Below are 13,147 nucleotides of genomic sequence, written 5' to 3'. Positions count from 1 at the left end.
ACAGAGGGCCTGCCATGCACCCTGTCGTTCTCGCACTCGCCGGCTTCGTCGGCACCGTGATCCTCCTGCGCCTCATCAAGCGGGAATGGGACAGGATCAACCGCGAGCTCTACAAGCCTCAGCCCGTGAGGCAGGAGGCCGTCAATCTCCGGCGAGACCCCAGGAGCGGCGTCTGGCGCCCCGAATAGCCTGATGCCCGTTGCGGGGCGCCGATCCGGCGGCCCGTCCGGCCTGGAATGGGTGCGACGAACGCCGGTGGCTGTCGCCGGCCCGTTCAGTCTTCGTCCTGCACGATCCTGCATGCCCGGCGCATCGGCAGGCTGCGATCTTCGACGATCGTTCCGTCGGACAGGATGACGTGCTGCCATTCATAGACGTCGCAATGCGATCCGGTCACGGCCCGGTCGCGGATCCTGACGACCGGCGGCCCGCGATGGCCGCAGCGTCCGGCGGCGATGCCGGGCGGACAATTGCCCGTGACGATGACCAGTGCGGATGTATCGCCGCCGCTATGGCCGCCGGAGGACGTTGAGCCGCCGGGCGAGGAGCCTCCCGGCGAATTTCCGGAACGGCCGGTGGTCGCCGCGGAGGCCGATGCGGAGGAAACCGCGAGCGCGCCGATGACGAGGGCTGCGACGAGGCCGCCGCGCAGATGAAATCGCTTGTCCATGGCATTTCTCCCAAATTGCGGAACGCCATCCGTTCCCGTCCCTCGAAAGTCCCATGACCGGCCCCGGAAGGATGTGCGGGCCGGCACACATCCCTCGGCACGGCGGAAGCGGCGCCGGCGCTATTCAGAATCCGGTTTCCCCTGTTTCGATCTTGCTCTAAGGGTGTGGCCCGTCGTCCGGGGCTTCGGCCGGGACGACGACAACGACCAAGCCCGAGCAGTGAAATGGCCGATGCCTTGCCCGCCCATATGCGCCCCGAACGGTCCTTCCAGGGCCTCATCCTGACCCTGCAGCGCTATTGGGCCGATTACGGCTGCGTCGTGCTGCAGCCCTACGACATGGAGGTCGGCGCCGGCACCTTCCATCCGGCCACGACCTTGCGTTCGCTCGGCCCGAGGCCGTGGCATGCGGCCTATGTGCAGCCCTCCCGGCGTCCGAAGGACGGGCGCTACGGCGAAAATCCCAATCGTCTGCAGCATTACTACCAGTTCCAGGTCATCCTGAAGCCGTCGCCGCCGGATCTCCAGGAGCTCTATCTCGGATCGCTCGCCGCCATCGGCGTCGACCCGCTGCTGCACGACATCCGCTTCGTCGAGGACGATTGGGAAAGCCCCACCCTCGGCGCCTGGGGCCTGGGCTGGGAATGCTGGTGCGACGGCATGGAAGTGTCGCAGTTCACCTATTTCCAGCAGGTCGCGGGGCAGGAATGCAACCCGGTGTCCGGCGAACTCACCTACGGCCTCGAACGGCTCGCCATGTATGTGCAGGGCGTCGAGAATGTCTACGACCTCAATTTCAACGGCCGCGAAGGCGCCGAAAAGGTCACCTATGGCGATGTCTTCCTGCAGGCCGAGCAGGAATATTCACGCCATAATTTCGAACATGCCGACATCGCCATGCTCAAGCAGCACTTCGCCGACGCCGAGAAGGAGTGCCGGGCCCTGCTCGCCGCCGGCGACAAGGGCGACCGGCACGAACTCGCTTTGCCCGCCTACGACCAGTGCATCAAGGCGAGCCACCGCTTCAACTTGCTCGACGCCCGCGGCGCCATCTCCGTGACGGAACGCCAGAGCTACATCCTGCGCGTGCGCGAGCTCGCCAAGGCGTGCGGCGAAGCCTGGGTAAAAACCGCAGCCGGCGGCGCCTAACGAGCTACCCTCCCCTGGAGGGGGAGGGTCGACGCGAAGCGTCGGGGTGGGGTGGCCCGAAAGGGAGCGGAATGACGAGAAAAACCATTTCCGACTTTCGCCGCGCCGGCGCTCGACGTCTACGCGAGAACACCACGGGAGCCGAACAGAAACTCTGGCATGCCTTGCAGCGGATTCCCCTGGAGGGCTCGAAATGCGCCACACTTCACCCTCCCCTCAATGGGGAGGGTCGGCCCGTAGGGCCGGGGCGGGGTGGCGGCTCTACGGCGGCAATGTTATTGGAAACCCTGCAGCCAGATGCAATTGTTCGAAACGACGCCAGACGGCGCCCCACCCCGACGCTCCCCATCGAGGGAAGGTGCGGGTTGCGGTTCCATTCCACACGGAGATCGTATGAAAGGTGACGCTCTCTCCCGTTTCCGGCTCGCAAATGCCAAACGCCTGCGAGCGAACACCACGCCGCCCGAGCAGATTCTATGGCGCCATCTCGAACGGATACCGCTCCACGGCACCCATTTCCGGCGGCAGGCTCCGATCGATCGCTACGTCGTCGACTTCGTCAGCCACAATGCAGGCCTCATCATCGAACTGGACGGCGACCAGCACGGCTCCTCCCTCGCTCGTTCCCATGATGCACGGCGCGCGGCTTTCCTCGAAGGCCAGGGATATCGGGTGCTCCGGTTCTGGAACGACGACGTCCGTTCCAATCTGGAAGGTGTCCTCGATACCATCTATGCGGCGCTGTATGGCGACCTCCATGCCGCACCGACGCGGTTTGAGCGTCGGCGACTTCATCGAATCCCGTCCGATCCCGTCGATAGTCCACACCACACCGATGCTGCGCATCACCCCACCCCGGCCCTGCGGGCCGACCCTCCCCATCCAGGGGAGGGTGAACCTGGCACCGACTAACCCATGCCCGATCTTCTGCTTGAACTCTTCTCCGAGGAAATTCCCGCCCGCATGCAGGCCAAGGCGGCCGAGGACCTCAAGAAACTGGTGACGGATGCGCTGGTGGCGCGGGGCGTGGTCTATGAGGGCGCCTCGGCCTATGCCACGCCGCGCCGTCTCGCCCTCACCGTGCACGGCCTGCCGGCCCGCCAGCCCGACACGCGCGAGGAGCGCAAGGGCCCCCGCGTCGGCGCGCCGGAAGGAGCCGTCCAGGGCTTCCTCAAATCGGCGGGCCTCGCTTCGCTCGACGAGGCGAAGATCGAGAGCGACCCGAAGAAGGGCTCCTTCTACGTCGCGGTCATCGAAAGGCAGGGCCGCGCCGTGCCGGAGCTGATCGCCGAGATCGTGCCGGAGACGGTGAAGGCCTTCCCCTGGCCGAAATCGATGCGCTGGGGCTCGGGCTCGCTGCGCTGGGTCCGGCCGCTGCATTCGATCATCTGTACCTTCGGGCTGGAGACGGAGGACCCGGAGGTGGTGCCGTTCGAGATCGAGGGCGTCAGCGTCGGCGACACCACGCGGGGGCACCGCTTCATGGCGCCCGGCCTCCTCAAGGTGCGCCGATTCGAGGATTACGTCGCCAAGCTCGAAGCCGCCCGCGTGGTGCTCGACCCGGCCCGCCGCCGCGACATCATCCTCAACGACGCCCGCAACCTCGCCTTCGCCCAGGGCCTCGAACTGGTCGAGGACGACGCCGTGCTGCACGAGGCCGCCGGCCTCGTCGAATGGCCGGTCGTGCTGATGGGCGCCTTCGACCCCGCCTTCCTCGGCGTGCCGGACGAGGCGATCCAGGCCACCATCCGGGCGAACCAGAAATGCTTCGTCGTGCGCGATCCGAACACCGGACGCCTGACCAACCGCTTCATCCTCATCGCCAATATCGAGGCCAAGGACGGCGGGGCGGCGATCGTCGCCGGCAATGAGCGCGTCATCCGCGCCCGCCTGTCGGACGCCAAATTCTTCTGGGAGACCGACCAGAAGCCCCTGCCCGGCTATGAGGACACTGGCAAGCCGCTCGACCAGCGCCTCGCCAAGATCATCGCCTCGAATGTCGTCTTCCACGAGAAGCTCGGCACCCAGGGCGAGCGCATCGCCCGCATCGCGGCGCTGGCGGGAGCCATCGCGCCGCTGGTCGGCGCCGATCCTGCCAAGGCCGAGCGGGCGGCGCGGCTCGCCAAGGCGGACCTCGCTTCCGAGATGGTCGGCGAGTTCCCGGAGCTGCAGGGCCTGATGGGCCGCTATTACGCCGAAGCGCAGGGCGAGGAGGTCTCGGTCGCCGCCGCGGTGGAGGATCATTACCGGCCCCGGGGCGCCGGCGACGCGGCGCCGTCCGAGCCCGTGGCGATCGCCGTGGCGCTCGCCGACAAGCTCGACACGCTGGTGGGCTTCTGGTCCATCGACGAAAAGCCCACCGGCAGCAAGGACCCCTACGCCTTGCGCCGGGCGGCGCTCGGCGTGATCCGCATCGCCTTGGACAACCGTCTGCGCCTGCCGCTGCTCGCCCTCGTGCGGAAGGCCCCCTTTGCCGGCGGCGGCGGCATCGCTGACGATCTCCTCGCCTTCTTCGCCGACCGCCTCAAGGTGCAGTTGCGCGAACAGGGCGCGCGCCACGATCTCGTCGACGCGGTGTTCGCGCTCGGCGGCCAGGACGACCTGCTGCTCATCGTGCGGCGCGTCGAGGCGCTCGGGCGCTTCCTCGGCACCGACGACGGCAAGGCGCTGCTGGCCGGCGCCAAGCGTGCGGCCAACATCCTGCGCATCGAGGAAAAGAAGGACGGCGCCGGCGCCTATGCCGGCGGCCTCGACCCCGCTTTGCTGGCCGAGCCGGAGGAACGGGCGCTCCAGGCCGCGCTGCAGACGGCCCGCCAGGCCGCCGCGGCAGCGGTCGCGACCGAGGATTTCGAAGGCGCGATGACGGCGCTGGCGCAGCTGCGCCTCCCAGTCGATGCCTTTTTCGACAGGATCCTCGTCAATGCGGACGACGCCGCCCTGCGGCTCAACCGCTTGAAGCTGCTGGAGGAAATCCGCGCGGCCATGCGCAGCGTCGCCGATTTCTCGAAAATCGAGGGTTGATCGCGCCGCGACTGCAAGACATCCCGTCCGGGCCGGCCGATCATCGATCCTCTCGATAGATTGCATTATGCGGCCCGGATGGTGTTAACTCATGCCGATATGCGGCATCGCCATGAATCAGGCTCGGAATCAGGCTCGCGCATGGTTTGGCACTGCCGTTCAACGCAGGCGCCGGCATGACAGTTTCGGAAACGACACTCCCCCGCCCCTCGACCAACTGGGACGACTACCGGTATGTCCGCGCGGTCGCGGAAACCAAGTCGCTGGTCGGCGCCGCCGAGATCCTCGGCGTCAACCATTCGACCGTGTTCCGCCGCATCAACGCCGTCGAGGAGGTGCTCGGCGCCCGCCTGTTCGAACGCGGGCGCGGCGGCTATTCGCTGACGGCCGCCGGCGAGGAGATGGTGGCGCTGGCCGCCCGCATGGCCGACGACATCACCGGCTTCGAGCGCCGCATCGCCGGCCGCGACGTCAAGCCCTCCGGCGAATTGCGGGTCACCACCAATGACAGCATGATGGCGCATCTGATGATGCCGGTATTCTCCAGCTTCCTCGACGCCTGCCCCGACATCCGCCTCGACATCGTCGTCTCCAATGCGCCGCTGAACCTGTCGAAGCGCGATGCCGACGTCGCCATCCGCGCCACCTCCTCGCCGCCGGACACGCTGGTCGGCCGGCGCGTCTGCACGCTCGGATGGGCGGTCTACGGGCCGGAGCGCCTGAGGGGCGCCGACATGCTCGACCTCTTCTCGGAGCGCTGGATCGGCACCGGCGAGAATCTCGGCAATATCCCGTCGGCCCGCTGGCTCGAGCGGGAAGTGCCGACGGAGCGCATCGTCATGCGCATCAACACCATCCTTGGCGTGGCGGAAGCGCTGCAGGCGAGCGCCGGCATCGGGCTGCTGCCCTGCTTCATCGGCGACACCCTCCCGCTGGCGCGGCTGTCCGAGACCATGCCGGACATCGGCGCCAACATCTGGCTGCTCACCCATCCGGACCTGAAGCAATCGGCCCGTGTCCGCGCCTTCATGGACCACACATGGGAAGCGCTGACGAAGCAGCGCCCGCTGCTGGAGGGGACGGGGGGGTAATGCAGAGCCCTTCGCCCCTTGCGGGAGAAGGCAAGCCTCCTCACCCGATCTCCACCACCACGCGGCCGCGGACCTGGCCGTCGAGGATCTTGGTCGCGATGTCCTTCACCTCGTCGAACGGGATGGACTGCGTCATCGCGTCCAGCTTGTCCCGATCGAGTTCGCCGGAGAGGCGGCGCCAGGCCTCGCGGCGCACCACCGCCGGACACTGCACCGAATCGACGCCCAGCAGCGAGACGCCGCGCAGGATGAAGGGCGCCACGGTGGCGGGCAGGTCCATGCCGCCGGCAAGGCCGCAGGCGGCGACCGCACCGCCATATTTGGTCTGGGACAGCACGTTGGCGAGCGTGGTCGAGCCCACCGTGTCGACGGCCCCCGCGAAACGTTCCTTGCCCAGCGGCTTCACCGGCCCGGTGAACTCGGCCCGGTCGATGACTTCGGCGGCGCCCAGACCCCGGAGGTAGTCCCCCTCCTCCGGCCGGCCGGTCGAGGCGACGACGTGGTGGCCCGCCCGCGCCAGCAATGCGACGGCCACCGAGCCGACGCCTCCCGCCGCGCCCGTGACCAGCACGGGGCCCCGCTCCGGCGTGATGGCATGAGCCTCCAGCGCCATGAGGCAGAGCATGGCGGTGTAGCCGGCGGTGCCGATCGCCATCACCTGGGCATGCGTCATGCCGAAGGGCACCTGCACCAGCCAGTCGCCTTTGACGCGGGCCCTCTCGGCATAGCCGCCGAGATGGGTTTCGCCGACACCCCAGCCGTTCAGGAGCACATGGTCGCCCGGATTCCAGTCCTTGTGCGAGGAAGCGATCACTTCGCCGGCGAAGTCGACACCCGGAATCATCGGAAAGCGCCGCACCACGGGCGACTTGCCGGTGATGGCGAGGCCGTCCTTGTAGTTCACCGTCGAATGGGTGATGCGCACCGTGACGTCGCCATCCATCAGATCGCGCTCGTCGAAATCGGCGAAATTGCAGGAATAGCCGGTATCCGGTTTCGTGACCACGAGGGCCCTGAAGGTCGACATGCGTTCTCCCGAAGAAATCGGCCGGATGCTGATCCCCGCCCCGGCTGTTGCCGTTTTCGGGGCGCGAAGGTCGGAAGGCAAGCAAAAAAGCGGGCGCGCCGATGCGGCGCCCGGCCGGCGGCGGGCACGCGGCACCTGTCGCCGGGGGGATGGCAGGACTATGCCGCCCCCAGGCGGAAATATCGCGGCAGGACGTCGCGACATCCTGCCGGCGACAGAACGCGCTAGCGGGCCCCGAACGCCTCCGTGAGAGCGACCGACAGGCTGCTCACATAGGCATCGAGAAACTGCTGCCCCTTGTCCGCCGTGGCGCTGGAGGCGGTGTTGAGCACGCCGTCGGCGGGTACCGCCTCGATATCGTAGGGCCACAGCTCGTAGCCGGGGACGCGCGAGGGCGCGTGATCGACGAGCCGGTCCATATGGACGAGGTCAGGACGCAGATGCAGCATCATCGATGTCTCCATGATGCCCGCATGCTCCATGTCCCAGTCGATCGAGGTGGTGCCGAAGATCGCCTGCGCGGTCGCAGCCGGAAGGAACTGCCAATAGCCGACATTCAGCAGGCGAAGCCCTTCCGCATTCGGCGCATTTTCGCGATAGGCGAGATCGCATCCCTCGCTGACATGCCAGAGATTCTCGGTATGGCCGACGATGAAGGCGATCTTGCGCGCCCCGTGCCGGACGAATTCCCGCGTCAGGTCGCGCACCTGCGCGATCAGGCTCGCCGCGTCGAGGCTGGTGGTCCCCGGAAAATGCTGGCCGCCGCCCGAACGGGGCATGGATTTGTAGCCATAGGCCAAGGGCGGCGCGACGAGATAGCCGCCGGCGGCGGCCACGCCCTCGCAGACGGCGGTGGGAAGAATGACATCGACCGAGAGCGGCAAATGCGGGCCGTGCTGCTCCGTGGCGCCGACCGGAATGAGGATCACCGGATCGCCGGCGAGAGCCTCCTGGTATTCGGGCCATGTGATGTCGGCCATGCGGAAACTGGTCACGTTGCTCTCCTCGCGAAGCGGTTTTCAGGATGTCTCATGATTCGAGCAGATAGGCATTCTCGGGCGCCCAGCCGGCAAAGAGCTCATCGCCGTTGCCGGGCGACAGCCGCTCGAAAACATGCAGCGGCACTTGCGCGCGGAGGCTGTTGTCGCTGCCGGCATCGAGATGGACGACGACGACCGATCCGACGAACTGCTCGCCGGCGACCCGGACCGGCACCACGTTGGGCATGTCGGGGCGCTCCCGCGACAGGACGAGGAAATCGGCGCCGATCACCATGTCGACACGCTGGCCGGCGGTGAGCCGCCCCTCGCCGGGTATGAGCAGCGGTCCGAAGGCGGAATCGATGGCCGCCTGTGTCCCCGCCATGCGCACCACGCCCGACACGATATTGTTGGTGCCGACGAACTCCGCGACGAAACGGTTGGCGGGCCTGCGGAAGATCTCGCGCGGCGCGCCGACCTGCTGGATGCTGCCGCCATTCATGATCACGACCCTGTCGGCCATGGCGAAGGCCTCCGACTGGCTGTGGGTGACGTAGCAGAAGGTGATGCCGAGCTGCTTCTGCAACTCGGTCAATTCGGCCTGCATCTTGACGACGAGATGGGCGTCGAGGGCGCTCAGCGGCTCGTCGAGAAGCAGGAGCTCCGGTTCGAGCACCAGCGACCTCGCCAGCGCGACGCGCTGCCGCTGGCCGCCCGACAGCTGGTTCACCCGGCGCCCGGCAAAGGCGCCGAGGCCGAGCCTCTCCAGCCAGCGGTCCGCCTTCGCCCGCCGGGTGGCGGTGTGGACGCCTCGCATCTTGAGGCCGAATTCCACGTTCTGGCGCACATTCAGGAACGGAAACAGCGCCAGGCTCTGCCACACCAGCGGCGTCTCCCGCCCCCAGGGCGCGACATCGTTCAATCTCCTGCCGCGCAGGCGGATTTCGCCGGATGTCGGCACGTCGAGCCCGGCGATCATGCGCAGCGTCGTGGTCTTGCCGCAGCCGCTCGGCCCCATGATGGCGATGAATTCGCCGGCCTCCACGGTGAGATCGATCGACTTGACCGCGACGAAATCATCGTAGCGCTTTTCGACTTTGTCCAGAACGAGCAGAGGGGCGGTCATAAGGCATCGCGTTGGCTGGAGGCAGGGACAGGGGCGGCTTCGTCACGCCGCCGCCCCGAAGACAGGAACAGCGCGACGGCAGCCAGCACGATGGTGACGAGGAAGACGATGCTGCCGATGGCGTTGACGCGCGGGCTCACCTCGCGTTGCAGCAGCACGAGAATGCGCACCGGCAACGTCTCCTGGAAGCCCGACACGAACCACGCCATGGCGAACTCGTCGAAGGAGACGGCCATGGTCAGGAAGAGCGCCGCGAGAATGGACGGCAAGGTGAAGGGTATGATGACATGCCGTATCGCCTGCCCCTGGCTCGCCCCGAGATTCCACGCCGCCGCCTCCAGATCCGCGTCCATCTGCGACAGGCGCAGGCGGATCAGCGCCATGGCGAAAGGCGCGCAATAGACGACGTGGGCGATGATGACCGAATACAGCGCCCCCGACAGGGACAATTCGCTCTGATAGACCAGCATCGCCAGGCCGAGGATCATGACCGGCACGTTCGGCGGCAGCATCGCCACCGCCATATAGATCGACTTGCCGGTGAAAGTGTAGCGATAGTCGGTATAGGCCGCGGTGAAGCCCAGCGCGGTGGCAATGACGGAGGTGCACGCCGCCACGATCAGGCTGTTGATCAGCCCCGAGCGTATGGCCGAATCCGACAGCACGGCGGCATACCACTGCGTACTGAAGCCCGCCCAGGGCAGGCTCGGGAAGCGCCCGGCGTTGAAGGAGAACACGAAGCTGGAAACGATCGGCGCGAGGATGAAGACGAGGATCAGCGCGAGATAGCCCAGCAAGGCCCAGCCGATGAGACGGTTCGCCATCACCGGCCTGCCTTCCGGCCGCCATAGGCGAGGCGCAGCGCACCGAGCCCGCAGGCCAGCAATGTCGCCACCATCACCATGGCGATCACCGAGGCGCGCGGCCAGTCCGAGCCCGAGCGCACCGTGTCCACCATCAGAATGCTCAGGGTCGGCGGCTTGCTGCCGCCGAGCAAGGTCGGGCTGACGAAATCGCCGAAGGACAGAATGAAGGCGAAGGTCGCGGCCAGCACGAGGCCGACCTTTGCCGAGGGTATGATGACCTCGAAGACCGTCCGCAACCGGCCGCAGCCCAGATTGTGAGCGGCCTCGATGAGATTGCGGTCGACATTGGACAGGCTGATCATCTGGATCAGCAGGACCAGCGGGAAGCACAGCGTGACGTAGCCGACCGTCGTGCCGAACAGGTTGCTGTACATGCGGAACGGACCGAGCCCCAACGCACCGAGCCCGAGATTGATCAGGCCCTGGTCGGTGAGCAGGATCTTCCAGGAATAGATGCGGACGAGATAGCTGGTGAAATAGGGCGTGATCAGCAGGAACAGAAAGGACCGGCGCAGGCCAGCCGGAATCCGGTAGGACAGGTAGAACGCACCGGGAAAGCTCACGAGGCTGGTGATGCCGGCAGCCAGCAGGGCGTAGAGGAGCGTGCGGAGGTAGATATCCCAGAAATACCCGGTCGAAAGCACCTTCTGCCAATTGGCGAAGGTGAAATCCGGGGCGAGCTTGTAGTTCCGCACGCTCCAGAACGTCATCATGACGAGGAAGCAGAGCGGCGCCACGAACAGCAGCACCTGCCAGATCAGCATCGGCGCCGCGAGCATCACGCCGAACAGGCCGCGCGACATTCCTTGCCGGCCGACGGGAATTGCCGGCGCGCGGGCCGCCTCACTGGGCATCTGCGATCTCACCTCGAGGAAGGAAACGACGATGCGCGGCAGGCCAACCCGGTTGGACGGCCTGCCGCGCCTTTATCTCAGGCGTTCTTGAAGCGAGTCCACACGTCCGTCCAGTCCTCGATCGTCTGCTGGGTCGGCAGGCCGCGGATCTCGATCTTGCCGTCGGTGATCTCGTTCATCACGTTGCGCTTGTCGAAGCGGTGCTCGAGCAGATCGGCCATCTTGGGATCGGTCTCGTTCAGCAGCTTCCAGCCGGCCTTGCTCGGCATGGAGGCGACATAGGAGGACTTGGTCGCGGTCTGCACCTGTCCGGCCGAGGAGGCCCGGTATTGCAGGAACTTCACCGCCAGGTCCTTGTTGGCCGAGGACGATACGATCGACAGCGATTCGGTCCATTGCACGCCGCCCTCGTCGGGAATGCTGGCCACCACCGGCACGCCGTTCTTCTGCAGCAGGATAGCCGCCCAGGCGCCAACCCCCGGCATCACCCAGGCCTCGCCATTGGTCAGCGAGGAGAACACCGACGACCACGGCCCGATCCCGGACATCTGCGGGGAGAGCGACATCAGCGTGTCGCTCAGCTTGGCGAACTTCGCCTTGTCGACGTCGTAGGGAGGACGGTTGCCGTTATACATGCTCAGGCACGACATGTTCGGCAGGTACCAATCATACATGCCGACCTTCTTCGTCACCTTGCCGTCCCACATCACCTTGTAGGACTTGGCCTCCTCCGCGGAGAGCTTGGTGTTGTTGTAGACGAGCCCGAGATATCCGAAGCTGTTGATCAGCGAGTAGAGCTTGCCGCCCTCCCAATGCAGCGGGAATTTCTGGAACTGCGGCCAGAAGTCGTTCAGCGGATATTGCGCGGGATCGAGCGCGTCGATCTGCCCCGCCTTCGCCAGCATCGTCACATATTCGGCGTCGGTCAGCACCACGTCGAAGGTACCGGGTGGCGAGGATTGCAGCAGCGCCATCATCTCTTCGCCGCCGGTATATTCCTTGGCCTGGACCTTCACGTTGTACTGCTTCTCGAAGCCGCCGACGACCTCGGGGCTGGCGTGCCCGGGCCAGCTCAGCAGGTTGAGCACGCCGCCGTCGGCCGCCTTGGCGGCGTCGAACGACAGCCCGGCCGAAACGCCCAGGCCGACGAGCGCGCCGGTCTTGATGAAGCCGCGCCGCGAGATCCTGTCGGCGAACAAACCTCTTCCTTCGAATTTAGCCATGATCTTTTATACCCCTTCTGAAGACTGATCGTTCATGGTCGATGCGGCGTGCCGCCGTCATTCTTGAGCGCGACGAGGCACAGCAACTCGAAAAGCACCTGTGCCGCGATATGCGCCGTATTGGTCGTGGAGTCATATTGCGGGGCGACTTCGACGACGTCGCCGCCGATGATGTCCAGGCCGGCGAAGCCGCGCAGCAGCTGCAGGGCCTCGCGCGGCAGCAAGCCTCCGATCTCCGGCGTGCCGGTGCCGGGTGCGAAGGCGGGGTCGAGGCTGTCCACGTCGAAGGTGACATAGGTCGGGCCGTCGCCGACCACCCGCCGAGCCCGCTCGATCACGGCCGGGATGCCCATCTCGACGACCTCCTCGGCGTGGATCACCGTCATGCCGGATTCGTAGGAGAACTCCCACAGATACTCCGCGCCGCCGCGGATGCCGATCTGTACCGTGCGCGTGGGATCGAGGACACCGGCCAGCACGGCTTCGCGGAACGGACCGCCATGATGGAATTTCGATCCCTCATAGGCTCCGGCGGTGTCGCAATGGGCGTCGATCTGAATGAGGCCTACGGGCCGGCGGGCGCCCAGCCCCATCAAGATCGATCCCGTGATCGAATGGTCCCCGCCGACCGACAGGGGAATGGCGGGCGTCTCGGCGATCATGCGGTAGCACGCTTCGATGTCGGCGTGGCATTCGCTCAGGCTGAACCGGCTGCGCATCGGCACGTCGCCGACATCCGCCACCCGCAGCACACCCATCGGTGCGGTGCGCAGGACGTGCTCATACGGGCCGACGCGGTCGATCGCCCGCACCGCCCGCGGCCCGAAGCGGGCGCCGTTACGGTTGGTGACGCCGAGATCCATCGGCACGCCGATAAGGGCGACATCCAGCGCGGCGAGAATCTCAGGCCTGAGGCCGCCGGCTATGAAGGACGCGTCGAGCAGCGTCGCGGGATCGGCGAAGGGCCATTTCCGGCTCTCGGAATCACGAAATATCCGCCGCGCCACCTCGCGGAAGTGGGGATCGTGAATGTCGCCGCCTCCGGCATCGGCATAGCGCTCGCGCAGACGGTCGAGGGCGGAAGTCTCAAGCGGCATCGGTCTCGTCACATCGGCTCAGGGCATGCCTCGCGGCAGGCGT

General features: G+C 66.6%; 13 protein-coding genes. 5 read left to right on the top strand and 8 right to left on the bottom strand.

Translation table 11 applies throughout. The features are described from left to right. The first annotated feature begins 14 nt into the window (after window positions 1-14). A complete protein-coding gene (locus J3R73_RS07045) occupies window positions 15-188 on the top strand; it encodes a hypothetical protein (RefSeq protein WP_307424268.1) in 174 nt (57 codons plus the stop codon). Between the two features lie 86 nt (window positions 189-274). Here the strand turns inward: J3R73_RS07045 and J3R73_RS07040 are convergent, their stop codons facing one another. Continuing rightward, on the bottom strand, window positions 275-670 hold the full coding sequence (locus J3R73_RS07040) for a hypothetical protein (RefSeq protein WP_307424262.1): 396 nt from the start codon (window positions 668-670) through the stop codon (window positions 275-277). 225 nt (window positions 671-895) lie between these two features. On the opposite strand from J3R73_RS07040, the gene J3R73_RS07035 reads away from it, so the two are divergent. The 4 genes from J3R73_RS07035 (at window position 896) to J3R73_RS07020 (ending at window position 5,931) form a co-directional block, all read left to right on the top strand. Continuing rightward, the gene (locus J3R73_RS07035) at window positions 896-1,819 is read left to right on the top strand and encodes a glycine--tRNA ligase subunit alpha (RefSeq protein WP_307424258.1); all 924 of its coding nucleotides are present in this window, start codon (window positions 896-898) and stop codon (window positions 1,817-1,819) included. Window positions 1,820-2,212: 393 nt separating this feature from the next. Further along, the gene (locus tag J3R73_RS07030; RefSeq protein WP_307424255.1) at window positions 2,213-2,731 is read left to right on the top strand and encodes an endonuclease domain-containing protein; all 519 of its coding nucleotides are present in this window, start codon (window positions 2,213-2,215) and stop codon (window positions 2,729-2,731) included. 3 nt (window positions 2,732-2,734) lie between these two features. Beyond that, window positions 2,735-4,840: a glycine--tRNA ligase subunit beta gene (gene glyS, locus J3R73_RS07025; RefSeq protein ID WP_307424249.1), complete on the top strand. Its 2,106-nt coding sequence runs from the start codon at window positions 2,735-2,737 to the stop codon at window positions 4,838-4,840. 176 nt (window positions 4,841-5,016) lie between these two features. After that, window positions 5,017-5,931, top strand: a complete 915-nt coding sequence (locus J3R73_RS07020; RefSeq protein ID WP_307424246.1) for a LysR family transcriptional regulator — start codon at window positions 5,017-5,019, stop codon at window positions 5,929-5,931. 40 nt (window positions 5,932-5,971) lie between these two features. On the opposite strand, the gene acuI is transcribed toward J3R73_RS07020, so the two are convergent. The 7 genes from acuI to speB all read right to left on the bottom strand — a co-directional run bounded on the left by acuI (window position 5,972) and on the right by speB (window position 13,104). Next, window positions 5,972-6,958, bottom strand: a complete 987-nt coding sequence (acuI, locus tag J3R73_RS07015; RefSeq protein WP_307424244.1) for an acrylyl-CoA reductase (NADPH) — start codon at window positions 6,956-6,958, stop codon at window positions 5,972-5,974. A gap of 224 nt (window positions 6,959-7,182) precedes the next feature. Further along, window positions 7,183-7,953: a creatininase gene (locus J3R73_RS07010; RefSeq protein WP_307424241.1), complete on the bottom strand. Its 771-nt coding sequence runs from the start codon at window positions 7,951-7,953 to the stop codon at window positions 7,183-7,185. A 34-nt stretch (window positions 7,954-7,987) separates the two neighbouring features. Continuing rightward, window positions 7,988-9,064: an ABC transporter ATP-binding protein gene (locus tag J3R73_RS07005; protein ID WP_307424238.1), complete on the bottom strand. Its 1,077-nt coding sequence runs from the start codon at window positions 9,062-9,064 to the stop codon at window positions 7,988-7,990. Further along, window positions 9,061-9,888: an ABC transporter permease gene (locus tag J3R73_RS07000; RefSeq protein ID WP_307424236.1), complete on the bottom strand. Its 828-nt coding sequence runs from the start codon at window positions 9,886-9,888 to the stop codon at window positions 9,061-9,063. Before J3R73_RS07000 ends, J3R73_RS07005 begins: the two co-directional genes overlap by 4 nt. Then, entirely contained in the window at window positions 9,888-10,784 is an 897-nt protein-coding gene (locus J3R73_RS06995) for an ABC transporter permease (RefSeq protein ID WP_307424233.1), read from the bottom strand. Before J3R73_RS06995 ends, J3R73_RS07000 begins: the two co-directional genes overlap by 1 nt. A gap of 77 nt (window positions 10,785-10,861) precedes the next feature. Further along, entirely contained in the window at window positions 10,862-11,983 is a 1,122-nt protein-coding gene (locus J3R73_RS06990) for an ABC transporter substrate-binding protein (protein WP_307424231.1), read from the bottom strand. A 56-nt stretch (window positions 11,984-12,039) separates the two neighbouring features. Next, window positions 12,040-13,104, bottom strand: a complete 1,065-nt coding sequence (gene speB, locus J3R73_RS06985) for an agmatinase (protein ID WP_307424228.1) — start codon at window positions 13,102-13,104, stop codon at window positions 12,040-12,042. Window positions 13,105-13,147: the final 43 nt, after the last annotated feature.

Source organism: Labrys monachus (assembly GCF_030814655.1).
Classification (GTDB): domain Bacteria; phylum Pseudomonadota; class Alphaproteobacteria; order Rhizobiales; family Labraceae; genus Labrys; species Labrys monacha.
Note: the sequence above shows the minus strand (reverse complement) of the source record. Positions and strands in the feature narration are given on the sequence as shown.

Excerpts from the sequence above, each read along its gene's own strand:
- J3R73_RS07040 (WP_307424262.1), bottom strand. The coding sequence starts at position 670 with ATGGACAAGCGATTTCATCTGCGCGGCGGCCTCGTCGCAGCCCTCGTC.
- J3R73_RS07005 (WP_307424238.1), bottom strand. The coding sequence starts at position 9,064 with ATGACCGCCCCTCTGCTCGTTCTGGACAAAGTCGAAAAGCGCTACGAT.
- speB (WP_307424228.1), bottom strand. The coding sequence starts at position 13,104 with ATGCCGCTTGAGACTTCCGCCCTCGACCGTCTGCGCGAGCGCTATGCC.
- glyS (WP_307424249.1), top strand. The coding sequence starts at position 2,735 with ATGCCCGATCTTCTGCTTGAACTCTTCTCCGAGGAAATTCCCGCCCGC.
- J3R73_RS07030 (WP_307424255.1), top strand. The coding sequence starts at position 2,213 with ATGAAAGGTGACGCTCTCTCCCGTTTCCGGCTCGCAAATGCCAAACGC.
- J3R73_RS07035 (WP_307424258.1), top strand. The coding sequence starts at position 896 with ATGGCCGATGCCTTGCCCGCCCATATGCGCCCCGAACGGTCCTTCCAG.
- J3R73_RS06995 (WP_307424233.1), bottom strand. The coding sequence starts at position 10,784 with ATGCCCAGTGAGGCGGCCCGCGCGCCGGCAATTCCCGTCGGCCGGCAA.
- acuI (WP_307424244.1), bottom strand. The coding sequence starts at position 6,958 with ATGTCGACCTTCAGGGCCCTCGTGGTCACGAAACCGGATACCGGCTAT.
- J3R73_RS07020 (WP_307424246.1), top strand. The coding sequence starts at position 5,017 with ATGACAGTTTCGGAAACGACACTCCCCCGCCCCTCGACCAACTGGGAC.
- J3R73_RS07045 (WP_307424268.1), top strand. The coding sequence starts at position 15 with ATGCACCCTGTCGTTCTCGCACTCGCCGGCTTCGTCGGCACCGTGATC.
- J3R73_RS07000 (WP_307424236.1), bottom strand. The coding sequence starts at position 9,888 with ATGGCGAACCGTCTCATCGGCTGGGCCTTGCTGGGCTATCTCGCGCTG.